The following is a 25985-nucleotide window of genomic DNA, read 5'->3' as shown; positions in this document are numbered from 1 at the left end:
TGTCATTGGGTCTTTAAATATGCTTGTTGTAGTTTGATATTTGATTGCAATATACTATTAAACCGACAACATACAAGAAACTTTCTCCGTAACCTTACCCACAAATAACAGATAACTTAATGCTTCACATCATCACCGGCCCACCTAGATCCGGCCTGAACCTCCTGTCCAATTGCCTCAACCTTCTGGGTATACCTACCTTAGATGCTAAATCCACTATGACAGCGGAGGCCATCAACAACCAACTCCTTCAGGACCTTGGCGTTTCTCCCTGGACACCGTCCCTACACCAAGACTGGATGTCCACGCCCGCAGCAATCAACGCCAAGAAACGTATTCACAAACTGCTCAGTGACAAACCGTTATCAAGGAAAACATTCCCCCCTCACACATCTACCCTGAAAACAGATACAAAGATAACTGAGAACAGCCAATATCAATTAACTATTAACAACTCACTACTAACAGCCCTTTGGCTCCAAACCGTTACCGAAGTCGGACTCAAACCACACTGCATCGTTATAATCCGCCACCCATACGAAATTGCTCTGGCTCTCCATAACAAACACAACTTGGACCTGACTCAGGCTCAAATCCTCTGGCTGGCACATATACGAGCCGCTACGCGGGCTCTGGAATGGCAGGAATATTCTTTAGTCACTTTTGACCAGCTTCTTGCAGATCCTATCTCGATTTGTAATTCTTTTATTAATTTTTCTCCGAAGAAGAAACAATTCTTAGCAGCTAACATTCCAGCTTTGCTAGACTACGTTCAACCAAACCTCAAACATTACCATACCTCCGACTACTCGGTACAAGCCAAAAAGTTGCACAAGCCGTTTGTGAACATCTACACGCAACTTCGTGATGATCCACTGTCTGTCGGTACAAATGACCAAGTAATCGAAATACTTCTTGATGCCCAAAGCCAAATTAGTAAGCTCCTATCCAGTGATATTTCATCTGTTCAGCAGTTTCTAGCTGAACCATTGATCTGGTCCAGGACTGAACATGTCCATGCTTTGAATGTATTGCTGACTACTCATAAAAACATGGAGGTGTTGAAGTCATTTTTACCATCTTTGCCTGAAGAGAAAAAGGCCAAAATGTACAGAGATTGCCTTAATGTGGAACATGTTAACGCAGGCTATCATGTTATCATGAAAACGATTGCTGACAACAATAAAATTGTTTTCAAGGATGCGGAGATAACCTATTATGACGATTGGGGTATTTGGACCTGCATGGATGAGTTGCTGGTACATCAAGAATATTATTTCACCGCTGAGACGGATGAGCCGAGGATATTGGACTGCGGTGCAAACATTGGGTTGGCAGTATACTATTTTAAGCATCTATACCCAAAAGCAAAAATTACGGCCTTCGAGCCGGTACCTGCATTTCGTGAGTTGATAGAAAAGAATGTCGCTGACAATGAGTGGCAAGATGTCGAGGTGTTACCGTATGCTATAGATGGCACCGATGATGAAGTAATTTTTTATGTTTCGAAAAAAATGTCTTTGGCTGGAACATTAACCGAGAGAAGAAAAGTTGCTGGCGATGAACTGGAAATTATTACTGTACAAAAAAAACGATTACGCCATTATCTTAAACAACCTATCGACTATCTCAAGCTTGATATAGAAGGATCTGAGGATGCAGCTCTTTTGGATGCAGCTCCTTTACTAGGAAATGTACAATATATTTTTTGTGAATACCACCATGCTCTAGGAATGGAGACAGACCGGCTAAAGAAAATTTTGAATGTGCTGGATCTGGCTGGTTTTGACTATCATGTCAGCAAATCAGTTAACTTTGTAAAAACATCTTCATTTAAGCCAATGTTAAAAGTTGGAAAACCCTATTCCGCACTTGTATTTGCTAAAAATAAGAATTGGAAGAAATGAAACGATAATTACATAAAGAGACACATGCTACTAGGTGAAGTATCAATTAACTAAGTATTGCTCAAAAAATGTATCAAAATGACATAACGTCGTATTTTTTCAGACTCGGTGTGATTGAAAAACTAGCCAATTTGCTGCATTCCAGCGAGTGCTTGAAAATCAGCACAGAGGACTTCAAGTCTGCGCTAGGCATTTTAAAAAAGTTGCTTAATTTTATGTGACGATCCGTAGAAAGAAGATTAACTTGCTATTAAAAAATTATTTAAAAATTATACGAAAAATTAGTTACATATTATGTATTTTTTGGAATAGCATGGCAACATTTATTTTCAAAAAGCCTAAGCATGTACCGTATACACAAACTTCAACAGTTAAAAACAATTTATAATCAAAATCAACATGACTAGAGAAATCTACATCCTCGGCAATGGTCCATCCCTGCGCGGTTTTGACTTTCACCAACTCACCGGCCATGACTGCGTTGGCATGAATGTAGCCTATCGCCACTGGCATTGTATTAACTGGTACCCCAAGTACTACACCTGCTTGGATACGGTGATGATCGAGCATCATCATGCAGCTATCCGGGATCTCGTGCTCCAGCACGGGAACCGCATCACGCTTTTTTTCTTGCGGAAAAAACTTTTAAATTTTTGCCCTGAGTTGAAAGGCCATCCTCAAGTTTTGTATCTTGATGATTACCTAGACCACCCTTTCTATGCTGGTATCACGGATAAACTAACCACCGGGAGCTTTTCCTGTCTTTTTGCTTCCATGTTAGGGTACAGAATCATTGGACTGCTAGGAATTGATTGTGATTATGTTCAAATGATTCCCGAATCAAAAAAAATAAGTGGAAATATATATGAAATAAGAGAAACACCAGTTGCAAACCCAAACTATTTTGTTGACGATTATCAGCAAAGAGGGGATCGTTTCAACATTCCTGATTCAATTCCAAATTTGCACTATGAAAGTTGGAAAATTGTAAAAGAAAGATTAGAGAAATTTAATGTAGTAATTACTAATTACAGTCAAAAGTCTAGTTTAGACATATTTGATAAAGTTGAACTTTCTCAAAAGGTTGTAATGCAAAATGCAAATATCAATTCTATTAATATTGTAATAAAAAAACAATACAAAAATTATAACAAAGAAAAAATAATTTTAGTAAGCGGTTTTTTTCCTAAAGAAAAAAAAGAATATTTTGAAAAACTTGATGATAACTTGAAATATTATAATTATAGATTACTTCTGCAAGAGCAAACCGAAAACATTGTAAACACCAAATGTCTATCAGTATCGACTCCGATAAAATGGTTTTCAAAAAACGAAAACTTTATTTATAACGAAAATGAAGATTTTGTTCCACATTATGAGGTTGGAAAAGACATATTCCCGGGGCATACATTTTCTTTTGATCTGATTTATGCTGCATTAAGTCATTCGAAAGAAAAAGGGAATATGCCTGATCTCTACTCTTTATTGAAAATGAAAAGCTATGAAAGCTATTTGCAAAAACTATTTAATCAATATGAAATCGCACTTTGCCTTATTTGGCATCAATTTACTGGTAGAAATCATGTATTAAGTCATATTTGTCGCAAATTTAATATACCTTATTTGTTTATGGAATTTGGCTCCTTGCCTGGTTCAATTGTGTTTGAAGCAGATGGAGGGATGGGTGAAAGCAGGGTTACAAGAAATTCAGATGTTTTCTGTAGGTTGCCGGTTGACAATTCTGATATACAAAAAGCAGAAAATTATTTAAAAATATGTAGAGATCAAAAAGTAAACAGACCTCTTAGGAACGAAAATAATATACAATGTATAGATGATATTATAAAAATAACTAAAATAAAAAAAAGGAAAATAATATTTTTTGCAGGACAAAATGATTGGGGTGCTGGTATTTTTCCTCAACCTTGGCCTAGGCGAGATCTGCATAGTCCTTTGTTCAGACACACTAAAGATGCATTAAATTATTTATCTATCATTGCTTCAAAAAACAACTGGCAGATATTATTCAAACCTCACCCTTTTGTATCAAGGTACCAAGCAAATATCGGTATATCAGAAGCAATATATTCTGATATTGAAAATCCAGAATTCATAGATATAGTAGCTGATGCAGATATTTTTGATTGTATCGATGCAGCAGATGTATGTACAACTATTTTATCTCAATCAGCTTATCTTTTTTTAATTTACAATAAGCCAACTGTCTTGCTGGGAAGAATGCAGTTAACTGGAAAATCATGTTTGTACGAACCAAAAAACTTGAAAGATGTCGAAAGATATATCAAAAAAGCACTTGATGAAGGTCTTTCTAAACATCAAATGAGTAATTTTGTTAAACATGTAGCTCAGCTTTGCATGTACAACCTTTTCTCAGCAGATAAGTCGTTCGCTGATTGTTTTGGACGCAATTACGATCATGCTTCAGCTTCAATTGTGCATTATATAAATAACGGACATATAAATAATTTATTGCCATTTGGATATGAAAAATTAGATTATCTTAGAGAAAGAAATAGTGTTAATGATAAGTGTGGATCAAAAAAAAATGAGACAAAAATCAATATTAATTTAGAAAAATATGATGATATTATATTTTTAGGTTACTTTTTGTCTGGAAGCACATCTCATCAAAATGCAAATAAAAGTAAATTTTGGTTTTCAGGAAATGATAATTTTATAAATCGTTTTAATAGAACCGTTTATGTTGAACATTCATCTTCTAAAAATTTGAAAAATGCTACTGACGATATGCTTATCAAACGTTTTCCAAGCACTTTTCAAGATTTTCAAGATAAAAATTTTAATACAGATAAAATAAAAAATTATTATAACTCACTTTTAAATTTTGTTGATACAGATATTATTGATCAAGTTTTTAACTGGGAAGATGCTATTTACAGAGGTGCTAAGGAATGTATCCCCCCCAATAATTTTCGAGGTCAAATATTACACTCAATAAACAATTTGTTAAGTTTTACAGAATCTGTTAAATTCGGTGAAGGTAGTTTACTCATCACGCACGGGCACACACCAATATCATTTTTACTGCGATCAGTTTCTAAAAAATTTAAAACAAAAAATGTTTTTGCTGAACATGGTGAACTACCTAATACCATGATGCTATCAGAAAATGGTTTTTTTTATGATTCATGGCCAGCTATAGAACAAAAAACTTTTATGAGCCTTCCATTGGATGAGAAGTTAATCAATTCAGCTGCTAATATTGTTAATCAATTATCATCAGCAAGGATCGCACATAAAAATTACGATGTTTCAGATAAAAATTTTCTAGAATTTCTCGACAAAAAAACGGTAATTTATCTTAACGGAATATTACCTACCAACTCAGGAATACTTCCAAGAAGCTCGCGTGAGTCTAAGGTAATGTCACCTTACTTCGAAAATAACATAGATCTTTTGATACACTTACAGAAGATTGCTGACCTTAACGGATGGCATATAGTTTATAAAGATCATCCGTTGGTTTACACTAACTCACCTGGATTTGCCATTAAACCAGAAAAATTTAAATTTCACAATGTACATATTCTTAGGAATATTGATATTCATGATGTTTTTGATGTAACAGATGTAATGGTTACTCTAGCTTCAAAAAGTGTCATTCTAGCTTTGGCGCGAGGTGTGCCTGTTTGTATACCAGGGCGGTTCACTATACCTAAAGATGCTATCACTCCAGGCTTTTTGGAATCAAATAATTTGGAATTAGATATAAAAATTTTACTTAATGAAAAAAAAGAACATCGCGTAAATTTTAATGATTTTTATAAATTTGTTGCACGACTTCGCAAGTACTACCTATATCCTATACCTGGCACAGAAGATGAAGGTACCAAAAAAAATGGTGAAGCTTTTCATGATTTAAATGAGTTTATGCAAGGAAGAAGACGTAGAATTTCTCTCCCTGATTAAACTTTTTATGCTTTATTTATTAACTTTTTATATTATTTATAGGGCTAATATTATGATACAATTTCTCGACTGCACATTACGCGATGGTGGGTATTATAATTCATGGAATTTTAATCCAGAATTAATTGTAGATTATCTTAAATCTATGGCTGCTTTACCAGTTGACATGGTAGAAATTGGATTTCGGCTTATGCCTGATTCTGGAGGCAAATTCAAAGGTGGATGTGCATTTTGCACTGATAATTATATTAGAGCTTTAAATTTTCCTCAAAATGGACTAAAGCTGGCTGTCATGATCAACGGTGCTGATCTGACAAAATATCAAGCAGGGCCTGCCGAAGCTGTAAAGCGGTTATTTGGCCCTTCTGGTGAATCTCCTCTTGATATGGTGCGCGTAGCTGTGCATGTTCATAAAGCTGAAGAAACTTTACCTGCAATTAACACACTTCATGAAATGGGCTATAAGACTACAATTAATCTTATGCAAATTGCGGGTTTGTCTCAAAAAGATATTAGAAATCTCGCCAAAGTATGTTCAGAATATCCGATAGACGTACTCTATTTTGCAGATAGCCTGGGTAGCATGGTCCAAGACGACATCAATTCAACCGTAGATGCTCTGCGTGCCCACTGGCAGGGAGAACTTGGCTTTCACGCTCACAATAATATGGAATGGGCCTTGGCCAATTGTATTCGTGCCGTGGAGCAGGGAGTGAACTGGATAGATTCCACAGTGCTTGGCATGGGCCGCGGACCAGGCAACTGTCGAACTGAATACTTGGCTATTGAATTTGAAACTAGGTTTGGGCGAAAAATGAATCACACACCTCTGCTTGAATTGATTGATAAACACTTTAGGCCGATGCAGCAATTATACAGGTGGGGACCGAATGCGTATTATTATATGGCTGGAAAGTATGGCATCCACCCAACATATATACAGGAAATGATGGGTGACGCAAGGTATGATGGCGAGGATATTCTGGCTGTCATCAACCATTTAAAAAAGGCTGGCGGCAAGCATTATAGTCTGGGTACTCTCGAGTCAGCCCGAAATTTTTATTCAGGAGATCCCCGAGGCACATGGAATCCTGCTGATGTTATCAATGGTAGAGATGTCTTAATTATTGGCACAGGACCCGGGGTTTCTACCCACAGAACTGCTTTGGAACAGTTTATCAGATTAACTAACCCTTATGTCATGGCTCTTAACACTCAGACCAGCATTTCACCTGAGCTGATTAACGTTCGCTTAGCCTGTCACCCTGTTAGACTTCTGGCTGATTACGAACAGCATGCAATGCTGCCGCAACCTCTCGTAACACCTGCAAGTATGCTTCCAGCGAATGTTCAAAATTCTTTAGAAGGAAAGACACTTTTTGATTTTGGTATTAGAGTCAAACCTGAAACTTTTGATTTTTTCGAGAATTACTGCATTATGCCTTCATCAATGGTTGTAACGTATGCGTTAGCAGTTGCCACCAGCGGACAGGCACGCCAGATAATGCTTGCTGGTTTTGACGGATACGGTCCTGAAGACCCAAGAAATATGGAAATGAATAATTTAATCGAATTATATAACAAACATGAGAGAGCACTGCCCATTGTTGCTATAACACCTACAAAATACCAAATGCATCAGCTCAGCGTATATAGCTTGTTAGCTTAAATTTTTTAAAGGGTATGTCAATGAATTTAAAAACTAAAATGAATAGACAGGCCTGCCTTGGGATTTTTAGTAAAACTACTGACAGCGCTATGGTTGAGGTGGCCGGTCTGGGTGGACTTGATTTTATCATCCTGGACACAGAGCACGGGCCTGCCAGTTGGGAAACAATTCATCACCATGTTAAAGCAGCACGATTAACTGACATGTCTTCTGTTGTTCGGGTCAAAGGAGTTGATGTTGGTGCCATCGGAGCAGCTTTTGACACAGGTGCTGACGGTGTTCAGGTCCCAAATATTAATACTCCTGAACAGGCTGCGGAAGCCGTCAAAGCAGCACGTTTCCATCCACTTGGCAGTAGAGGTGTGTGTCGTTTCGTTCGTGCAGCCGGATTTGGCTCCACACCAAAGGATAGATATTTTAAAGAGGCCAATGACAAGTTGCTTATCTTGCAGGTTGAGGGCCTGGAGGGAGTACGCAATCTTGACGCTATTTTAGATATTCCAAACTTTGATGTGTTATTTATAGGCACTTACGATCTTTCTCAATCGATTGGTAAGCCTGGTGAAGTTGAATCTCCTGAGGTAGTTTCATTATTGAATGAAATCGCAGAGAAATCCAGAAAAAAAGGTATTTTAACTGGTGCTTTTTGTGATTCCTTGCAAGTAGCTAAACGCCTTAAGAATGAGGGGTTCAGCTACATAGCCTACTCTGTTGATGTCAGCATATATATGGACCAGATACTTAACATAAGGAGCGTGTTCACAAATGAGTAAAAAAGTTGTAGCAGTCGTACCTGTCAGAAAAGGCTCTCAAAGAGTTAAGTCAAAGAATACACGTCCTTTTGCTGACACTAATATACTTGAATTAAAAATTCAAGTATTAAAAAATGTTCGTGGTTTGGATGATATTATTATAAACACGGATTGTGAGATATCTATTGATATCGCAAAAAAACACGGAGTCTCATATCACAAGAGAGAAGAATACTTTGCCAGCTCACAAGCTACTAACGATCAGCATTGGAAACATATTGCTGAAGTAACTCACACTGATATCCTTATGATGACTCAGACTACGAGTCCACTAGTTAAGGTAAGTACGCATCAACAGGCTTTGGATTCATTTCTTGACGATTATGGTCGATATGATAGTTTCAACTCTGTTACCAGTGAAAAAAAATTTTTATGGCTTGATGGGAAACCAATAAATTACAAGGCTGATGAAACACCGAAGAGCCAGGATCTGCCTGACATTGTTTCTCTAAATTTTGCCATCACAATAATTGATCGAGGATCTATGATAACCCGTAAAAACGTTGTTGGCTTCAAACCAAAGTTTATCACATTATCCCGAATCGAGTCTGTTGACCTGGACGAGGAGATGGACTTTGAATTTGCAGAATTTTTATACAAAAAACTTGGATATGAGTGGCTCACAGATGGAACTGAGTAATTATAAAACCTTGATTTGTGATTGCGATGGAGTTGTTCTAAACTCTAACAAGGTAAAGACCCAGGCATTTTACAACACCGCGTTACCTTATGGTCAGGAGTCCGCGGAAACATTAAGAAATTATCACATAAATCATGGTGGCGTATCCAGATATAAAAAATTTGAATATTTTTTAACGGATATTTTAGGCATTGGGATTGATCAACACACCCTTGAAACCTTGCTGAATGGATTTGCCAGAGAAGTAAAAAAAGGGCTTATGGCTTGTGAGGTAGCTGAAGGTTTGCATGATTTGCGTGATAAAACAAAGCAAGCTCGATGGATGATAGTATCAGGTGGCGACCAAGAAGAGCTACGAAATGTATTTGAACATAGAGGATTGTCAGATTTATTTGATGGCGGCATTTATGGTAGTCCTGATGACAAAATTGACATACTGAAAAGAGAAATTGGGCGAAGTAATATTGTTCGTCCAGCCCTTTATATTGGGGATAGCAAGTATGATCATCAGGCTGCTAATAATTCTGGGATTGATTTTATATTTGTCAGTGGATGGAGCGAATTTTCTGGATGGCAAGATTACTGTTCAAAGGAAAGGTTATTATGTGTCCAACATTTAAAAGACATTTTTACTTGTAATGCTGAATAAAACACCGGACCATTTGTAGCGAATGCTCGCCATGAATTTTCCAGTCGATCCCGCACGTTTTCTTCCGCATGCACTACGAAGCAGAATTGGGGACAGTTAAATAAATGACAACTTCCTCAAACATCGCCAACCTGTAATGTCCAATAAGGGAGCATTACGCGTTTCTGACAACCTGGTCTGGGATAGATTAGAAGCCCCGAATAGTTGTAATGTCCAATAAAACGCCGCACCCTTTCCAGCGACTAAGTCGCATAATTTTATAAGAATCGTGCCATCAAAGGCCAGTATATCGCGCTCACTTTCCCTGCTCGGTCACAGGTTTTTCCCGTTCCGGGATCGCGCCCAGCTCAAATACCAGCACCCAAGCTATCCAAGCCAGCCATTGGATACAGTAATCCCTCGGCTGCCCTGCGCCGATTCGAAGTCTTCGAACACTTTCAGGCTTTTGCCCTATGCCCAGGCGTAGCTGTGATGCAGGCCGTTCAGCCAGGAATACGACACAAGCTTGCGGCCAGCAAAACCTTGCGGCAGAACGCGACTCTGGCATTTCTATTGAACACTTTAAAGACAAAAATAACGGACAACTGGATGACACAGAAGCTTGATCCTTCACTTGTTGCCGTACTGGTCAACCGTGAGCACAGCCGACTGTCCAGCCAAGTCAATTCCCTGGAGAAGCTGCTGCACACACCGTACGCCGACAAAGAACACCAGCGCTTACTGACCCTGGCTGCCAAGTGGCGAGTGCTGCTGGCGTTTGACGATGGTGCACCGAAACTGACCGAAGAGCTGGAAACCTTCGCTGCCGCCTACCAACAGCGGTCACCCGAGCAGGGGAGGCTGCACGACGAAGTGGTCTTTCAGGCTGGCATCTACCGCATGGGTCATTGGGGCTTCGTCAAGCACTTCATCCCCAATGTCACTGATTGCTTGGATAACTTCGGCAACGTTCTGCCCAGCCATCGTGACACCTTCAAACGTCGCTACGAGACCGAGGGGAAACTCAGCGTTGAAGCGCAATCACAGCTCCTCAAAGCGCAATACGCCCTGATCCCCAACCGACGCGATCCTTACCGGCACGAAGAGTTGAAGCGCAGAGGCCTGGTCACTGATGACGGCATTGTGCCGATGGGCGTGAAGGAAGCACTGGCGCTGATCGAGCGAGAAGAAGCGCAAGCCGCGCGTCCGGCCAAGCGCGGTTTGCTGGCGTGGCTGACAGATTGGATTCGGCGACGGTGAGGGTCCCACACGTTGAAAAGGTGTTCAAGGACAATTGAAGCCGACCAGTCGAAAAGACCAAAACCAGTGAAGGGGGAAGCCATCGAGCTTCCTTTTCTTTTTTGCCTGCAACCTGAGAAAGCCCATCACCTTTCCGACTCCGGGATCATTGGCTCAAAAGATTTCGTTTCCGAGGTATTCGACGGCGTGAAGCACCTGCTGGATTCCAAGAATCAGCGGAGGTTTACGCCGTTTGGGGAGTGGAGGGGGGGGTATTCGATGAAGAGGTTGGTGGACGCAGGTGGTTGGTAGCCTGACAGCTCTTTCTTGACGAACTGTATTCGGTCGAATACAATCCAAACATGTTCACGATCAAACAACTTCCAGAGTTTGCCGAATGGCTGTTGTACATTCGTGATACTGTGACGCGATTGCGCTTAGCCAAACGGCTGGACAAAGCGGAGCGCGGCCTGCTGGGAGATGTAAAGCCGGTGGGCGATGGTGTTTATGAGATGCGCGAGGACTTCGGACCTGGCTGGCGCATGTACTATGTCCAGAAGGGCTCGACGTTGATCGTGATGCTTGGCGGAGGTGACAAATCCACTCAGAAAGCCGACATCGCCAAGGCCATCAAACTTGCTGCCAACCTGGAGGATTGAACCATGTCCCAAAAAATCAAAATAGCTGACCTGCCGAAATTCGACATAACTGAACACTTGGACAGTGAGGAAGCCATCGCTGCCTACCTGACTATGGTGATTGAAGAAAATGACTCTTCCGAACTAGCCCACGCACTCGGCGTAGTGGCTCGGGCTCGTGGCATGACCCAAGTGGCTCGGGATGCTGGACTGGGCCGAGAGGCGCTTTACAAGGCGCTACGACCCAATGCCCATCCTCGCTTCGAAACAGTGGCCAAAGTTTGCTTGGCACTCGGAGTAAAATTGGTTGCGCAGCCAATGCATACCTGAAGGGTTGGAAAGAATGAGATCAGTAAAAGGGAAGACATCGAGCTTCCCTTTTTTATTGCCTTCATTCTGATAACGCCCATCACCATCACCTTCCTCTTGCCCGTCCCCGCAGCAACTGAGGTCTTATCATCGGACCTTCGATAACCTGCCCTCCCCGCTCAGAACCATCCCCTTATTCGCCCTACACCGAATTTTTGCACATCCTGCCAACCCGGTGCATGCCAAATATCAGTGAACACCACAGAAACAATCCTAGCGCCTTCTAGCCATATGTAGCCACAAGCAGGCCAAATCCAAGCACACCAATCCACACCACGTCTGTAATTTTCGAAAACACCTCCTGAACTTTGTTATAAGCTCCAAAGGGACCTCTCTAGCATCCCAAGGAAACCATCACCAAGCCGCTCTGGAACCATCCAGGGCGGCTTTAACTTTTTCAGGAGGTATATATCATGCCCAAGGTACACTTGCGTCCGGCGTTTGTTGCTGACCCGCCTTTGCCTAAAGACAAAGCCAAGATCGATTACTTTGACACTCAACTTCAGGGCTTTCTGCTGGAAGTGCGCAGCACAGGCACGTCCACATTCTATCTGAGATACAGAGACAATTCCGGGAATCTGAAACAGATCAAGATAGGCACACCGCAAACCATCGGGGTTGAAGATGCTCGCAATATCGCAAAGACAATGAAAAGCCAGTCAGTGATCGGCTTTGATCCCCACCAGGCCCAGACAAAGCTGAAGGCGATCCCGACATTTCGTGACTTCGTGAAAAATAATTACATTCCGTACATCAAAACCTACAAGAGATCCTGGGAGTACGATCAGACTGCCATCGAGCAACGCATGATGAAGCTGTGGGGCCAGAAGAAGCTCACCGACATCAGCAAGCATGACCTGGTGGACCTACAGAACAAGCTTTCCGCTGGAGGCCTGAAACCGGGTTCGGTAAATCGCAACATGGCCATAGTGAAATACATTTTCAGCCTGGCCGAACGCTGGGAGATTATCGACAAGTCCCCGGCCCGGCACATCCCAAAGTTGGCGGAGAACAACCAAAAGGAGCGGTTTCTCACCGTCGAGGAGATGCAGCGCCTGCTGACCGCGCTCAAGGAATGTAGCAGTGACGTTGTGCCGGATATTGTTGAGTTACTAATGGTTACCGGGGCCAGAAAATCCGAAGTTGTCGAACTGGAGTGGAAGGAGCTGAACCTGGAGAAGGCCACATGGACGCTTCCCGCATCACGCAACAAAGCCAAAAGGCCCAAAACCATTCCCTTGTCAGACAGAGCGGTGGAAGTGCTGACACGGAGGCAAAGCAACGGCTCCAAGTATGTTTTCCCGAACCCCAAAACCGGTCAGCCCTTGCAGTACTTCTTCTCCACTTGGAATCGGATCAGAAAGGCAGCCGGAATCCCCGACGTTCGCCTGCATGATCTCCGGCACAGCTACGCTTCTTTTCTGGTGAACAGCGGCAGATCCCTCTACGAAGTGCAGAAGCTACTGGGGCATTCGCAGATATCAACAACGCAAAGGTATGCACATCTTACATACGGCACATTGTCCGAAGCAACGAAGATTATGGACACGCTGGTGGGTATATGATGGGTGAATATTTGGGGTGAACTATACGAGATAATTCACTTTCGTTTGTTAATACCCACCCTACGCTGGTGGGTATATGGTGGGTGGAGATCGTGCTACTGAAGGGGCAGGATAAATATTATTAAATTCCGAGATGTTATGATTTTGCAGTGAAAGTATGTGCCCAAGTTTGGTGGGTCGAGCAGTGGGTGATGAAGGTGGATATCTACGATACCAGCCGACATCACCCTTTTTTGTTAACAAATCGATGGCGGGCCGGGTTGTATGTGGGTCCGCTAACAAGGAGGTTGATGATATGAACGAGAAGCAGTTGTATACGCTGAAGGAAATCGCCGATGAGTTGCAGGTGAATTACAAGACTGTAATCTTTTGCAAAAATCAATTTCACGATTTCATAATGGTCAAGAATGAAGGACGAACTCCGAAGTATCCCCACGAATATTTGGACTTTTTCAGGTTGGCATTTGCCTTGAAAGACGAAGGATACAACATCCACGACATAAGACGACTATTATCGGGAACGCACCCCAAACCTCCCGATTTAAATGGATGGCTTGAGGGATGGGTGCAGCGGCTTAACCCGGGATGGACGGATGGACGGATGGATGGACGGATGGAGAAATGGACGGATGGATTGATGGATGGACGGATGGAGAAATGGACGGATGGACGGATGGATGGAGGGACTGACGGAGGGATGGATGGCCAGAGTGGTGAAAGGCAGATTGGGGAAGTCCTCGTAAACCAGCTCAACGACGCTACACCGACATGCACCTCACCTCCCTCGGCTCCCCGTCAATCACATACAGACCTCCTCGAAACCATCCAAAACCAGATCGAATCATCCCTCGCCCGCCTCGAATCCCGGCTGCTCTCCGAATTCTCCGAGATCATCCCCCAGGTCAATTCCGCGCTGACGCAATACTATAAGGTTGCCGTCGAGCTTCAGGCCAGAATCGAGAAGGTGGAATCCGAACTTGGCATCGTAGCCCAGACCACTGGAACGGAGTTGGACCTCGAAAAGATCCAGGTGAAACTGGAGCATGTCGATGTTGATGCCGCCGGTGATGCCGGTGATGCCTCCGGTGATGCTGGTGGTGCCGGCCCGAAACGCAAAAGGATCAGAACCTTCAAAGACCCAAAGGAATATTCCGATAGCCCTGACCTGGACCTTGTGAAAAAATCAATCCACGAGGGCAAGCCCGAGAGGGAAGCCGTAACTCACTGGATACAGGCCATGCAGGCTAAACACCCCGAACTGACCTTTGCCGACATGGTCAGGATTCTCGACAGTGCCGGTGTGCCGACATTGACTGCCAGGAAAGGCTGGAATCGGGGAACTCTGAGGAGCTTGATTATGGCGCGGTAGCAGTCAGAACCAGACTGACCAGCGGGGCAGGGCAGGAGCCGGGGACAAAATGGATGCCCTGGCTTCGGAGCGGTGAGGTGCGGAATGGACTGGAAAGACAATGCCGGGGCGGTTATCTGCCTCGGTTTTTTTTTTAGCAGTCGCCATTATCGCGCCAAGGAAGGACCTCTACGCTCTGAGGGTACTCCGACAATCGAATCCTTCTTTAACATACTGTAATAAAATAAGAATAATCCATAAGCCAAAAAATTTTAACATATGGGTTGACATATGAAATACATATGTTATCTTGCCGAGACGTTTTCACCCCAAACCAACATCGGGAGAACAGCATGCAAAAAAAACTGCCCAAGAATTTTCCAGACCTTCTGAGGAGGACACGTGAGAAGTATGATCTGGAACTTGATGATGTAGCACGCATGTTACAGGTATCACAAAATACATTGAACCGCTGGGAGAAAGGGATTGTAATTCCGACAGGTGATAACAGAAAAAGGGTGGAGTTGTGGATTATCTTGGCGAATGAACCTCATGTAGAGAATATCATCCATAACATGCTGAAGGAACCAAGTGGAGTGTTGAACCTCGGAGGTTTCTTTGGAACCATGGCCGGAGTATCAAACATGGTTGACAGAATGTGCAAGGGGGTTTTGGAAGGAATGGTTGCCCCCGAAGGGGCGCTGATGAAGGCGCTACACGAGTTTCACAAAGGATGGGAACCAAAAAAGAAGAAGCTAGAAGAACTCTGTTTATGAATACTTTTCACGGTGGGCTGGGCATCCACTCAACATCTAACAAGGAGGAACACATGGAAATGATAGCAGAAGGTGCGAAGGTGCTCACAATGGAGCACCCCTCATGGGACGAGTTTATAGATAATCTGAAAGATGTGGCCATGAGCAATCACATCTTCGACGATTACGAATGCTCCCCTAGTACCACTGACTTGGACATTACTCGAACCCTTTTGAAAAAAATGGAAGGTATCGATGTCTGCGGAACTTTGGATTACATAAGGGAAGGCGGCTCTTACTGCGATTGTGAACTACTTATCAGACAGGGAATCGGACGATGCGGCAAGTTTACAGACAAGGTTGATCGCGGAAAGCACAAAGTTGCCGACCGGCCTGTTGAGGAGAGGAAGACGGGAAACGCAGAAATAACAGACAACCAAGGAGGTTCGATGGAAGAAATTGAAACACAGGCGGAAAGTGCTGAATGTGCGGGCTTGGAAGCCCCGGCAAAAGATTTGCAGTCAAAAGAGGAGCCCACGAACGTCGAAGCGGTGCAAGCGAATATCTCAGCTGTGGAAAAAATCGCCCATGATCCACAGCTTGTCAAAATACGCATCAACTTGGTCAACGAACTGGGCGTGGAGGGGGAACGTGGCAATATCGGGATTTGCGCCATGGTTGCGGACAGCCGCCTGATGAAGCATGGAAGTGCCGGTACTGGACCGCTCGGCCTGATCTTGGACGGACCATCAGGTACTGGTAAAACGCATACTAAGGATAAGACGCTCGAACTCTACACCAAGGGCGTGGATTACGAAGAGCTCACCAGTGCCACTCCCCGGAGCTTTTTTAACTTGGAGGACACGCTCCAGCATATGGTGCTCGATATTACGGAAGCAGACTTCTTGAAGTCCGATAAGAAACTGGTGTGCGTTATCCGGCAGTTTCATTCCGCTGGGAGGATATCCCATCAAAGGGCAACTGGTTCTGATGAGGGTCTAACCACAGAGAGACCTTCTGCTCGTGGGTCAATAGCCCTAATGACTTCGACTACGGAAGGCTCTGTTGAACCGCAGTATGATAATAGGTCAATCGTGATACACACCGACACATCAAGGCAGCAAGGCCGAGCAATATCAAACAGGCAAGCCTTGGCCGTTGCCGGGTTGGCTAATAATGTGCCTGAAGAGACGATCACGGCTTGGAAGGAGTTTCACGCATGCTTGGAATCCTTTGACGTTATTATTCCTTTCGCCCCTAGGATCAATGAGTTTATAGTGGATCAGGTTCATTCCACGTCGGTCAACAGAACCCTCGCGCAGTTGTACTCGGCCATCATGGCCACAACCATAGCTCACCAGTTTCAGCGCTTCCAGGACGAGCAAGGCCGCCTGATTGCGGAAATCGCCGACTATGCCATTGTCCAGCAGCTGCTCAATACTGCTTTCATTGAAAGCATGGCCGGCGGCAGTGCCGCACAAACCGACCCCAAGATTCAGGCGATCAGGGCTGCTCAAATGATCAGACCGGGAGACCTGGCCGCTGAACTTGGATTAGCCAAAAGTGCCATAACGAAATGGCTCCACACGGATACCGGAAAACATGCCGTCGAATGGTGCGACGAACATGGCCACCGATTTGAAACTCGGGAAGCCTTGAATACGGCAAAACATCGCGGCACTGCCTATCTGCGGGCCTTGGGTGGGTTTGGACTGCCCTCCGCTTATGAGGTCTCAGGAGATCCCGAGTGGCAGGTCGGCGGGCGGCTCTACAATCTTTACGACCTGGAACTGAACGGACCAAGATCATAAAGCTGAAAGGCATCAGTGATCACACCAAGTACAGGTCTGATGAAATGACGTGATAATGCCCTGGGGGTGCGCCGACCACCCCCGGGCACTTCTCAAAGCGCTCAGGCCGGTGAACAGGTGAACACCTACCATCAAGGCGCGCATTTACAGGCTTCGCGCCGTTTACTCCATGGTCATCGCAACCGCAACAGGTGAACACGTCCATGGTCAGCAGGGTCATCCAGAATTTTTAGCAACCCTCGAATATCACAACCGAATTATTTCAAATCAGCAGCCGCATGTGGCGCGTGTTCACCTGTTCACCCCAGTTCAGAGATCTTTGCGACCTGCGCTTGCGTCTGCTCGGAGTACGGAAATCTCCACGCCAAAAAATAAAACCCGTATATGGAGGTGGTCGAGATCAGCAGGAAGCCGAAAGCTCCAACCGAGGATACCGCCCCAGATCAGGGAAACAGGTGAACACCACAGCTCAGCCCTTAATTTCACTGGCTTCAGGTGTTCCCGAGGCAATAGAAACACGAGTAAGCAGGTGAACACGCCAAGCCTAAGGCATTGCCACCATGCGATGACGCAACCGCTTAATATCACAATAAAAGCCTGGAAGGCGAAATGCCATGAAGGAGAGGTGTTCACCTGTTACCCTGATCTGGAGGGTGTACTCCCCATTGGCCCAGTGAAGGACCGATCGAAGAAAGTCTAAACCTTATGTTCGGCCTTGATTTGCTGCTTGGACGGTGACAACAAGGGCCACATACTTGCGGTTGGTGGTTGCGGGGGCCTGGGCCTCGGTCATGAAGGGTCGGAAGCACATGGCGGCTCAGCCACTCTTTCATAACCTCGGCTTCTGGCTTGTTCGATCCGTCAATGAGCGCGAACACGTCTGCCCTGGAAATAATCAGGCAACCCTTCTTGAATCTGGAAATATCTAGAACCGGGTTTGATGCGGTTCTAGCCAGTAACCCCTTTAATAATTATGAGTTACCTTTCTGCGATCAGGGCAAAGGTCACGAACAGCATCGTACGCATCCGGGTACTCAAGCTTATCGGTCACTTCCTTGGCAATGAACCAAGGCTCGTTGTTGATCATCAGAACGGTCAGGTTTCCGAACAGCTCGTTCGAGAAACTGTGAACCTTGTTTTCGGCCACAGGCTGGAGGATGGCCATGGGGTAGGTTCCATAGTCCTGGATCGAGGGGACTACTTGGGTAGTGATCCAGTCCCAAAATGCTTCTGCCTCTGGCATGCCCGAGTTCCTGAGCAGGCTGAAAAGGTCTGTCCTATTGATCAAAGTTACGCCTGCCGGACTGTTTTTCAATATCGCCGCTCCGGCGATACTACCATATAACTCATTAACATCTTGATGTTTAATAAAATGATTCGGGCATCACTTTTCAGGGCGTTGGAACTCTCAATGTACTTGAGAAGCTTTATTCATGCCCACCAATGAACATGGTGTTCCCTTGATAATTCTCAGTGGTCAATTTTCCAAAAGTCTTGTGCCCAAAATTCTGAACTTCCTGTTCCACCTTGAGTTGTTCTTCAGTAGGTGGCGACGGGCCAAGCAGTTGTGCTGGTAGATGATTACTGGGGGGGGCTGGGCTTGGGTCATGAAGGGCCAAGCACATGGCGGTTCAGCCATTCTTTCGTCACTTTGCTTCCGGATTGATCGATCCGTCAATGAGCGCGAACACGTCAGCCCGAGAAATAATCAGGCAACCGGTTTTGAAATTAGAGATTTTTAAGGTCGCATCTGATGCGCCCTTAGCCAGTAAACCATTTAAATACTTGTGAGTTATCTTCCTGCGATCATGGCAAAGATCGAACAGCACCGAAAGCCCTGGGGTACTCAAGCTTGTCGGTCAGCTCTTTGGCGATGAACCAAGGCTCATTTTCAATCATCAGAACAGTCAGGTTTCCGAACAAATCGTTTGAGAAACTGTGGACCTTGTTCTCAGCTTCGATCTGGACCTATGAGTGTGATGTGTCGGAAACAGCTAAATGCCCCTCTCTTACAATCCATTGACAGCCATACATTTGTCCCATATCGGTCACTTCATAAACTTCTAAATTCATTAACAGGAGACAAACAATGGATGTTGAAAAGCTGTTGATTACGGTAATGGAAAAGTATCCAGGCAAAGATCCTGATCAGCACCTATCAACCATAATGGGAATTGGGGACAGTTAAATTATTGACAACTTCCTCAAACACCGACAATCATCCTTCCTGTCACCCTCAGCTCAACCTCTTCGCCCTTCACCACGGAGGTAAATCATGGCCCGAACATCCCGCATGCTCCGACCCGACAAGCCCACAGTTTACCATGTAATCTCCCGCTCCACTTTGCCCGGCTTTCCTCTGTCCGATGCGGACAAGGACCATCTTGTTCACTTGCTGCAAAAATACGCGACCATGTTCTTCGTGGACATCCTCGGCTATTGCATGATGGGCAATCACATTCATCTAGCCTTGCGGGTGCATCCGGAAACCGGCGTTGATGATCACGATGTGCGAGAACGATATCATGCTGAACGCGGCGAAGCGGCTCATCTTTCGGAAGCCGATTTGCCTGCGTACCGCAAGCGTTTGTGTTCGCTGTCGGAATTCATGCGTATGTTCAAGCAAAGCTTTGGCCGATACTACAACAAGAAACACAGGAGAAAGGGCTATTTCTGGGGAGACCGCTACAAGAGCGTGATCGTGCAAGAAGGATCAACGCTGGTAAATCTGCTGGCCTACATCGACCAGAATCCGGTTCGGGCCGGTATCGTGAACAAGCCCGAGAACTACCGTTGGTCCGGCCTTGGGTATCTGGTGCAGACCGGAAACAGGCATAACCTCCTTGATCTGGACCTGGGCCTGAAGGAGTGGAACGAACTTGATCCCAAAGAGATCATCCGCAAGTACCGACAGTTCGTGTATGAGACCGGCGCAATGGACACCGGCAAAGGCAAGCAGATGAAGAGGGAAGTGGTCGAAAAGGAGCGCAAGAAGAACTACCGCCTGAGCCGAGTGGACGTCTTCCGCCATCGTTGCCGGTATTTCACGGATAGCGGGATCATCGGCTCAAAAGAGTTCGTGTCCGAGGTGTTCGACGGGGTGAAGCACCTGTTGGATTCCAAGGATGAACGGAGGTTTACGCCGGTTGGGGGAGTGGAGGGGGTGTATTCGATGAAGCGTTTGGCTAACGCCGTTATCGGTTAATTGTTATTTGTTATCAGGTTGTTATGGCCTCTCACTCGCTCGAAGACTCGCTTGAGCCCGCAAAGGCCGCGGAGGTGAAGCCTTTGTTAACCAGGCGGTGAGTGGAGGCGATCTTGCATCGGCTCTTTTGATCCACTACGTTGCCTCCCATGAGCGAGATCAACAAAAAGCACGACACCTTCTTCCGGGAAACCATGAGCCACAAGGAGGTCGCCTGTAATGTCCAATAAAACGCCGCACACTTACCAGTGACCAAAAGTCATGAGTGGTGCCAGGTTTATTTTGTTGACTCGCGCTGCCTCCCCCGCTAATCATCACTTCACCCCTCAATCACCCCGACCAAGGAGCCTCTGATGGGCCGAATCCCTCGCTTCGTCCGCTATGATCAGCCGACCGTCTATCACATTATGTCTCGTACTGCCCTGGACGGCTTTCCCTTGCAGGACGTCGAGAAAGACCGCCTGATGGCCACTGTCGCCAAGCTGTGCAAGGTCTACTTTGTTGATCTGCTTGGCTTTTGCCTCATGGGCAACCACTTTCATCTGGTTGTCCGAATGAATCCTTCAGATTGGCTCTCCAACGAAGATATCGCCAAACGCTACAAGCTGCTCTATGGCGATAACGCCACCATCATTCCCTGCCAGGTCGATGAATTCCGAGACCGTCTCACTAATCTTGGCGCTTTCGTGAAGGACATCAAGCAAGGCTTTTCCAAGTATTACAACAAACGCAAGAAACGGCGGGGCACGTTTTGGGGAGAACGCTTCAAGAGCGTGATCGTCCAGGAAGGTGAAACACTGGTGAACCTGCTTGCCTACGTGGACCTGAACCCGATCCGCGCCGGAATCGTGGACAAGCCCGAGGACTACCGTTGGAGCACCCTGGGCTATCTGGTGCAGCGCGGCAACAAAGACGGCCTAATTGATCTGAACCTTGGCATGCACGAGTGGAATGAGTTCAATCTCAGCGAGATTATTCGGAAATACAGGCAGTTCGTTTACGAAACCGGGGCCATGGACGCAGGCAAAGGCAAGCGCCTTGATCCTGAACTGGTCAAACGCGAGCGCAAGAAAGGCTACAGACTCAGCCGCACCGACGTTTTCCGCCATCGTTGCCGATATTTTACCGACTCCGGCATCATCGGCTCAAAAGAGTTCGTGTCCGAGGTGTTCGACGGGGTGAAGCACCTGCTGGATTCCAAGGATGAGCGCAGGTTTACGCCGGTTGGGGGAGTGGAGGGAGTGTTTTCGATGAAACGATTGGCTAACGCTGTTATTAGCTAATGTTTTTTGTTTTTAGTTAGTTGAAAGGTTTTGTAGGAAAGTAATGAGTACGTAAATTTGACAAAATATTTCACCTGGTGATATATTTTTTCTGTGGGCACGATATTCAGGACGCGAACATTTTCCCGTTGGATGCGCAATGCGGACCTGACAGATTCGATGCTTTGTCAAGCAGTATCAGAGATATCGCGGGGTTTGCTTGAAGCAAGTTTGGGCGGAAATTTAGTAAAGAAACGTATCGCTCTACCTGGACGGGGAAAACGGGGCAGCACGAGAACTATTGTTGCCACAAATCATGAAAATCGCTGGATATTCTTATATGGTTTTGAAAAGAGCGATCGTTCCAATCTCAACAAGTCTGAACTCAAAGCTCTTCAGGAATTGGCTAGCGAGTATTTATCTTTAACTGCCCAGCAATTGCAATTGGCTGTCAAACAAAGGAAGTTATCCGAGGTTGTTTATGAAGACAACAAAGCAGAAAAGCAGAATTCTTGAAGAAGTTCATGAGATGGCGAGCGACTTGAATGAAATCGGCTTGATCGATAAACGCCGCATGCGCGAATTCGACGCCTTGTGCAATTTGCACGTTGCGAAAATGTCGCCGCAAAAAATCAAAGAGGTCCGCGAAAGAGAACATGTAAGCCAGGCCGTCTTTGCTGCAGTGCTCAACACCAGCCTTTCCATTGTCCAAAAATGGGAGGTTGGCGATAAAAACCCCAGTGGCCCTTCTCTTAAATTGTTGAACCTCGTAGAGCAAAAGGGCTTGAGCGCTTTGCTCTAGTACTGCTTGGCGGAAGTTGTAATGTCCAATAAAACGTCACATCTTTTCCAGCGACTAATCTGCACAATTTTATAAAATCATAATATTGACGTCCAGTAGATCGCGCTCATTTCTCCTACGTGATCATAGAATATCATCGATTCGCGATTGCTTACTTTGCAGTCAAGATAGGGTTTCCTTATGAAGATATCATTCGCAGCAAGCACATGTCTTCCTCTTCTGAATCTCAAAAATAAATGTAGATTTCCCAAGGATATTTGACTGACTATTGGTTCTATTGAAATACGACAGAGACCGACCGAAAATACTGAACACAGTGAAGGGGAAGCCATCGAGCTTCCCTTTCTTTTTGGTGATAACCTGAGAAGGGGAATTACTATCATTTTAAGTATGCACTCTGAGTCGTTTTAATCAGAATTTCCGTATATCCACAGACACGCAGATCAATAGGTCCTGTAATGTCCTTAACGGAACACCTTTTCAAATGCCCAGGATGCATAGCTTCAATCAATCCCAGTATATCGCGTTCATTTACCCTGCATTATCACAAATTTATCACAAACCCAGGCCTACAGCAATTTCCGGCATAAGGTACTCTATCAAGCTGAATTTGGTGCACTTAAAACGCAAATATGGGCCTCGATATTTCCTTAACAAGCAAACATCAAGGGCAAATTAAATATCGTTCATCAAAATTCCGTTTATTTCTTTGTCCTCGATGCCCAGGTAGTGCATGGTCACAGCCGGACTGGAATGATTGAACCTCTTGCAAAGCAGTTCGAATCCGATTCCGTAATGAACACGCTGAACGTAGCCGAACGTTTTACGCAAGGTGTGCGTACCGTAGTTGCCACGCAGATTGATCAGTGCACACCAGCCTTTGATAAGCCGGTTGGCGGCGCTCACGGTCAGGGGCTTACCCTTTGCCTTGTGACTCTGGAACAGAAAAGCTTCCGGCTCTGGCTGCACGGTTTGGAGGTACTCCTGCAAAACCTTGTGCGTTGTCTTGTTGATCAGCAGCACATTTGTCTTGCCGGTTTTCTGCTCTTTCACGCTGACAACTTCGCCGGGTTGTAAATGCTGAACGTCCTTTACCCGCAACTGAAGCAGATCACCGATCCGAAGACCGTTGTTGATGCCCATGGTGAATAGCAGCAGGTCTCTGGGCTTGTCGGCCAGGAGTTTCTTGATGGCCTTGATGTCTTCCAGACGCCGGATGGGTTCGACCTTCGTTGATGATCCCTTCTTGGGGTGGTTGGTATTGGGCATGGAAGGATTATATCAAGTATTATGGTTTAAATTCAATAAAAATGGCAATTACCTTCCATAGTGAAGATGTCGCCGGCAAGGTGCTGTGATAAAATACTGAAATATTGAATTATTTTTCAACAGAAAGTCGTAATGCCAACTTTGGGCTAAAAGTTGGCATTACAGCTCAGCCGATCCAACCGCTCCCCTCCCCGGCCTTGACCATGTCTTGCTCATATGGCCGGGAAGCCTTATTGTCTCCACATGCAAGACATCACCAACCAGCCTCACGATATGTTCGTCGTGGAGATGCTCTCCAACGAAGAGGTTACACGGGAATTGATAGCCAAGCACGTACCCCAGGAGATCACCCAATTCCTGGATCTGGACACCCTGGAGATCAGATCAGAGTCCTATACCGACGAGATGAAGCGGGCTTTTACAGATATCGTCCTCAAGCTCCAACTGAAGGACAGGCCAGACCGTGAGGCGGAAATCTACATCCTGATCGAACATAAAAGCCGCCCAGAGAAGTTCGCTCGGCTCCAGATACTGAAATACAAGCTGCGCAAGTGGCTGGAAACCCTCAAGGCCGAAGAAACTCCGCAATACTTGCCAATCATCATTTCGATGGTTTTTACCCACGGCGAACGAAAATGGTACTACAGCCCAGACTTTGCCGACTTGTTCGACTGCCCTTCGGACTACTTCCGGCAGTTCATTCCCAGCTTCCGCCACCTGATCCACGATTTGAACGATCTGGATAAGGAGCAACTGAAAGAGCAGACTTTGCTGAACGTGGTTCAGCTGGCCATGAAGTTCTTCCATTCCCTGGAATTAAAAGAGCATCTTGGCGACATCTACTCCCCGCTGGCCAAGATCGAAGACCCCGAAAAGCGGAAACTGTTCACGATCTTGGTGAGCATGTATCTCATGTCGCCCGCAACGCACGTAGACATGAAAGATATCATCGAGGTTATTACGAATTTCGAGCAAAAGGAGGAAATTGTGCAAACCGTTACCAAAAAAATCAGGGCTGAAGAGAGAGAGATTTCCTTGAAGAAGGGACGCGAGGAAGGCGAACTGAAAGGCATCCGCACCGCTCTCCTTAACTTTGCATCATCCAAGTTTGAGTACGTTCCTGTGGGCTTCTCCCAGAAGATTCACGCCATTAAGGACATCGACGTGCTTAATTCACTTTCTCACAGCCTTGCTAGGGCCGAATCCTTGGAAGCTTTCGAGGCCCTGGTAGACAAGGCCACCAAACAGACCTCCCACTAACTCCGCATCACCAAAAGGGCTTCCCATTCCGGCGAAGCCCTTTTCCTTCACACTTGAGTACTGTCCGCGTAAAGTGGACAAAGTACTTCATTCTCAAAAAGCCTCTCCTTCAACTATCTGCCCTTCCCGCTGTAATATCCAATAAAGCAGTACCTTTCCAGCACTCGATCAAGTCCCGTCATTTCATAAAAATACTGCCATCCTGTGCTATAGATCGCGCTCATTTTCTCTGCTCGATCACAATATTCCTGATCCAGGGTTACGATACAGCCCAAAAACGGTATCCAAGATATGCCTGCCGATCTTGGTCGCAACAATTCATCGGCGCATCCTGATTACACGAATCGCCATCACTTAAAGCCCGTAATCCTCTTTTTTCTACATCAGATTTTCCGTTTACCCACAGATACGCAGACCCACAATAGACCTCCCTCAATTTGCCCTTTACGGCAGTCCGGTGCTGCCTGGTGCAGTCAGAGGACAGGCAAGCCACCTGCAAGCTCGTCAACGCCGTAATATCCGGCAATGATTTTTGGTGGCAAATATCGCCAGATGATCATTCCATCCTGGCCTGGTGTCTTGCCGTCTATGCTCTGACTTCACTCGAGAACGGATAATGAGGTCACAAACAAAGCAGGGAGCCAGGGAATGAATGTGTGAAATCAATTGCTCTGGAAGGTGACCACGAAACTGGCGGAAATCGTCAAAAGATAATCGAGCAGAAGTGGGGAAATCATCGAAGCGACAGCTAATGATCCTGGTTTGATTGATGTTAAAAAAAAGTTTTTGAACTATATTGACAAATACCTAAAAATATGGTACGATAAACGTATTGAAAAGCGGTTAATACCTAAA

Annotated in this window: 21 protein-coding genes; 18 read left to right on the top strand and 3 right to left on the bottom strand. The window is 45.2% G+C overall.

Annotated features, from left to right (window positions below; genetic code table 11):
* The first annotated feature begins 119 nt into the window (after window positions 1–119).
* Complete coding sequence (locus tag ACYQ15_RS12865) at window positions 120–1907, top strand: FkbM family methyltransferase (RefSeq protein ID WP_459937914.1); 1788 nt, start codon at window positions 120–122, stop codon at window positions 1905–1907.
* Window positions 1908–2192: 285 nt separating this feature from the next.
* Here ACYQ15_RS12865 and ACYQ15_RS12860 read toward each other — a convergent pair whose 3' ends face one another.
* Window positions 2193–2483 carry a hypothetical protein gene (locus ACYQ15_RS12860; RefSeq protein WP_459937913.1) on the bottom strand — a complete coding sequence of 97 codons (291 nt, stop codon included), beginning with the start codon at window positions 2481–2483 and terminating at the stop codon, window positions 2193–2195.
* Between ACYQ15_RS12860 and ACYQ15_RS12855 the strand changes: the two genes are divergently transcribed.
* From ACYQ15_RS12855 to ACYQ15_RS12800, 12 genes are all read left to right on the top strand, one after another.
* The gene (locus ACYQ15_RS12855; RefSeq protein WP_459937912.1) at window positions 2466–5858 is read left to right on the top strand and encodes a hypothetical protein; all 3393 of its coding nucleotides are present in this window, start codon (window positions 2466–2468) and stop codon (window positions 5856–5858) included. The genes ACYQ15_RS12860 and ACYQ15_RS12855 overlap by 18 nt on opposite strands.
* Window positions 5812–7527 carry an aldolase catalytic domain-containing protein gene (locus ACYQ15_RS12850; RefSeq protein ID WP_459937911.1) on the top strand — a complete coding sequence of 572 codons (1716 nt, stop codon included), beginning with the start codon at window positions 5812–5814 and terminating at the stop codon, window positions 7525–7527. The genes ACYQ15_RS12855 and ACYQ15_RS12850 overlap by 47 nt, the downstream gene beginning before the upstream one ends.
* A 20-nt stretch (window positions 7528–7547) precedes the next feature.
* Window positions 7548–8300 (top strand): HpcH/HpaI aldolase family protein, encoded by a 753-nt coding sequence (locus ACYQ15_RS12845; RefSeq protein ID WP_459937910.1) that lies wholly within the window; start codon window positions 7548–7550, stop codon window positions 8298–8300.
* Window positions 8293–8979 carry an acylneuraminate cytidylyltransferase family protein gene (locus tag ACYQ15_RS12840; RefSeq protein WP_459937909.1) on the top strand — a complete coding sequence of 229 codons (687 nt, stop codon included), beginning with the start codon at window positions 8293–8295 and terminating at the stop codon, window positions 8977–8979. Before ACYQ15_RS12845 ends, ACYQ15_RS12840 begins: the two co-directional genes overlap by 8 nt.
* Entirely contained in the window at window positions 8915–9628 is a 714-nt protein-coding gene (locus tag ACYQ15_RS12835; protein ID WP_459937908.1) for an HAD family hydrolase, read from the top strand. The genes ACYQ15_RS12840 and ACYQ15_RS12835 overlap by 65 nt, the downstream gene beginning before the upstream one ends.
* A 471-nt stretch (window positions 9629–10099) precedes the next feature.
* On the top strand, window positions 10100–10867 hold the full coding sequence (locus tag ACYQ15_RS12830) for a hypothetical protein (RefSeq protein ID WP_459937907.1): 768 nt from the start codon (window positions 10100–10102) through the stop codon (window positions 10865–10867).
* Between the two features lie 341 nt (window positions 10868–11208).
* Window positions 11209–11505 carry a type II toxin-antitoxin system RelE/ParE family toxin gene (locus tag ACYQ15_RS12825; RefSeq protein ID WP_459937906.1) on the top strand — a complete coding sequence of 99 codons (297 nt, stop codon included), beginning with the start codon at window positions 11209–11211 and terminating at the stop codon, window positions 11503–11505.
* Between the two features lie 3 nt (window positions 11506–11508).
* Window positions 11509–11814, top strand: a complete 306-nt coding sequence (locus ACYQ15_RS12820) for an addiction module antidote protein (protein ID WP_459937905.1) — start codon at window positions 11509–11511, stop codon at window positions 11812–11814.
* Window positions 11815–12266: 452 nt separating this feature from the next.
* Window positions 12267–13418, top strand: a complete 1152-nt coding sequence (locus tag ACYQ15_RS12815) for a site-specific integrase (protein ID WP_459937904.1) — start codon at window positions 12267–12269, stop codon at window positions 13416–13418.
* Window positions 13419–13602: 184 nt separating this feature from the next.
* Window positions 13603–14787 (top strand): MerR family transcriptional regulator, encoded by a 1185-nt coding sequence (locus ACYQ15_RS12810; RefSeq protein WP_459937903.1) that lies wholly within the window; start codon window positions 13603–13605, stop codon window positions 14785–14787.
* 332 nt (window positions 14788–15119) lie between these two features.
* Entirely contained in the window at window positions 15120–15542 is a 423-nt protein-coding gene (locus tag ACYQ15_RS12805) for a helix-turn-helix domain-containing protein (protein WP_459937902.1), read from the top strand.
* Between the two features lie 53 nt (window positions 15543–15595).
* Complete coding sequence (locus ACYQ15_RS12800) at window positions 15596–17332, top strand: hypothetical protein (protein WP_459937901.1); 1737 nt, start codon at window positions 15596–15598, stop codon at window positions 17330–17332.
* A gap of 964 nt (window positions 17333–18296) precedes the next feature.
* Here the strand turns inward: ACYQ15_RS12800 and ACYQ15_RS12795 are convergent.
* Window positions 18297–18575 (bottom strand): BRO-N domain-containing protein, encoded by a 279-nt coding sequence (locus ACYQ15_RS12795; RefSeq protein ID WP_459937900.1) that lies wholly within the window; start codon window positions 18573–18575, stop codon window positions 18297–18299.
* 1032 nt (window positions 18576–19607) lie between these two features.
* Here ACYQ15_RS12795 and ACYQ15_RS12790 point away from each other — a divergent pair.
* From ACYQ15_RS12790 to ACYQ15_RS12775, 4 genes are all read left to right on the top strand, one after another.
* Complete coding sequence (locus ACYQ15_RS12790; protein WP_459937899.1) at window positions 19608–20537, top strand: transposase; 930 nt, start codon at window positions 19608–19610, stop codon at window positions 20535–20537.
* A 353-nt stretch (window positions 20538–20890) separates the two neighbouring features.
* Window positions 20891–21820, top strand: coding sequence for a transposase (locus tag ACYQ15_RS12785; protein WP_459937898.1), 930 nt, complete (start codon window positions 20891–20893; stop codon window positions 21818–21820).
* Between the two features lie 93 nt (window positions 21821–21913).
* On the top strand, window positions 21914–22315 hold the full coding sequence (locus ACYQ15_RS12780) for a type II toxin-antitoxin system RelE/ParE family toxin (protein ID WP_459937897.1): 402 nt from the start codon (window positions 21914–21916) through the stop codon (window positions 22313–22315).
* Window positions 22281–22601 (top strand): helix-turn-helix domain-containing protein, encoded by a 321-nt coding sequence (locus ACYQ15_RS12775; protein ID WP_459937896.1) that lies wholly within the window; start codon window positions 22281–22283, stop codon window positions 22599–22601. The genes ACYQ15_RS12780 and ACYQ15_RS12775 overlap by 35 nt, the downstream gene beginning before the upstream one ends.
* Before the next feature lie 675 nt (window positions 22602–23276).
* Here ACYQ15_RS12775 and ACYQ15_RS12770 read toward each other — a convergent pair.
* The gene (locus ACYQ15_RS12770; protein ID WP_459937895.1) at window positions 23277–23870 is read right to left on the bottom strand and encodes a site-specific integrase; all 594 of its coding nucleotides are present in this window, start codon (window positions 23868–23870) and stop codon (window positions 23277–23279) included.
* 243 nt (window positions 23871–24113) lie between these two features.
* Here ACYQ15_RS12770 and ACYQ15_RS12765 point away from each other — a divergent pair, with 243 nt between their 5' ends.
* Entirely contained in the window at window positions 24114–25130 is a 1017-nt protein-coding gene (locus ACYQ15_RS12765; RefSeq protein WP_459937894.1) for an Rpn family recombination-promoting nuclease/putative transposase, read from the top strand.
* The last annotated feature ends 855 nt before the right edge of the window (window positions 25131–25985 follow it).

The sequence above is a fragment of the Desulfonatronum parangueonense genome, from assembly GCF_054656975.1.
This window is presented reverse-complemented; position numbering and strand designations above follow the sequence as displayed.

What these genes read in the sequence shown, in the direction of transcription:
- ACYQ15_RS12865 (WP_459937914.1), top strand. Translation starts at nt 120, where the DNA reads ATGCTTCACATCATCACCGGCCCACCTAGATCCGGCCTGAACCTCCTG.
- ACYQ15_RS12855 (WP_459937912.1), top strand. Translation starts at nt 2,466, where the DNA reads ATGATCGAGCATCATCATGCAGCTATCCGGGATCTCGTGCTCCAGCAC.
- ACYQ15_RS12860 (WP_459937913.1), bottom strand. Translation starts at nt 2,483, where the DNA reads ATGATGATGCTCGATCATCACCGTATCCAAGCAGGTGTAGTACTTGGG.
- ACYQ15_RS12850 (WP_459937911.1), top strand. Translation starts at nt 5,812, where the DNA reads ATGAGTTTATGCAAGGAAGAAGACGTAGAATTTCTCTCCCTGATTAAA.
- ACYQ15_RS12845 (WP_459937910.1), top strand. Translation starts at nt 7,548, where the DNA reads ATGAATTTAAAAACTAAAATGAATAGACAGGCCTGCCTTGGGATTTTT.
- ACYQ15_RS12840 (WP_459937909.1), top strand. Translation starts at nt 8,293, where the DNA reads ATGAGTAAAAAAGTTGTAGCAGTCGTACCTGTCAGAAAAGGCTCTCAA.
- ACYQ15_RS12830 (WP_459937907.1), top strand. Translation starts at nt 10,100, where the DNA reads ATGCAGGCCGTTCAGCCAGGAATACGACACAAGCTTGCGGCCAGCAAA.
- ACYQ15_RS12825 (WP_459937906.1), top strand. Translation starts at nt 11,209, where the DNA reads ATGTTCACGATCAAACAACTTCCAGAGTTTGCCGAATGGCTGTTGTAC.
- ACYQ15_RS12820 (WP_459937905.1), top strand. Translation starts at nt 11,509, where the DNA reads ATGTCCCAAAAAATCAAAATAGCTGACCTGCCGAAATTCGACATAACT.
- ACYQ15_RS12815 (WP_459937904.1), top strand. Translation starts at nt 12,267, where the DNA reads ATGCCCAAGGTACACTTGCGTCCGGCGTTTGTTGCTGACCCGCCTTTG.
- ACYQ15_RS12805 (WP_459937902.1), top strand. Translation starts at nt 15,120, where the DNA reads ATGCAAAAAAAACTGCCCAAGAATTTTCCAGACCTTCTGAGGAGGACA.
- ACYQ15_RS12800 (WP_459937901.1), top strand. Translation starts at nt 15,596, where the DNA reads ATGGAAATGATAGCAGAAGGTGCGAAGGTGCTCACAATGGAGCACCCC.
- ACYQ15_RS12795 (WP_459937900.1), bottom strand. Translation starts at nt 18,575, where the DNA reads ATGCCAGAGGCAGAAGCATTTTGGGACTGGATCACTACCCAAGTAGTC.
- ACYQ15_RS12790 (WP_459937899.1), top strand. Translation starts at nt 19,608, where the DNA reads ATGGCCCGAACATCCCGCATGCTCCGACCCGACAAGCCCACAGTTTAC.
- ACYQ15_RS12785 (WP_459937898.1), top strand. Translation starts at nt 20,891, where the DNA reads ATGGGCCGAATCCCTCGCTTCGTCCGCTATGATCAGCCGACCGTCTAT.
- ACYQ15_RS12775 (WP_459937896.1), top strand. Translation starts at nt 22,281, where the DNA reads ATGAAGACAACAAAGCAGAAAAGCAGAATTCTTGAAGAAGTTCATGAG.
- ACYQ15_RS12770 (WP_459937895.1), bottom strand. Translation starts at nt 23,870, where the DNA reads ATGCCCAATACCAACCACCCCAAGAAGGGATCATCAACGAAGGTCGAA.
- ACYQ15_RS12765 (WP_459937894.1), top strand. Translation starts at nt 24,114, where the DNA reads ATGCAAGACATCACCAACCAGCCTCACGATATGTTCGTCGTGGAGATG.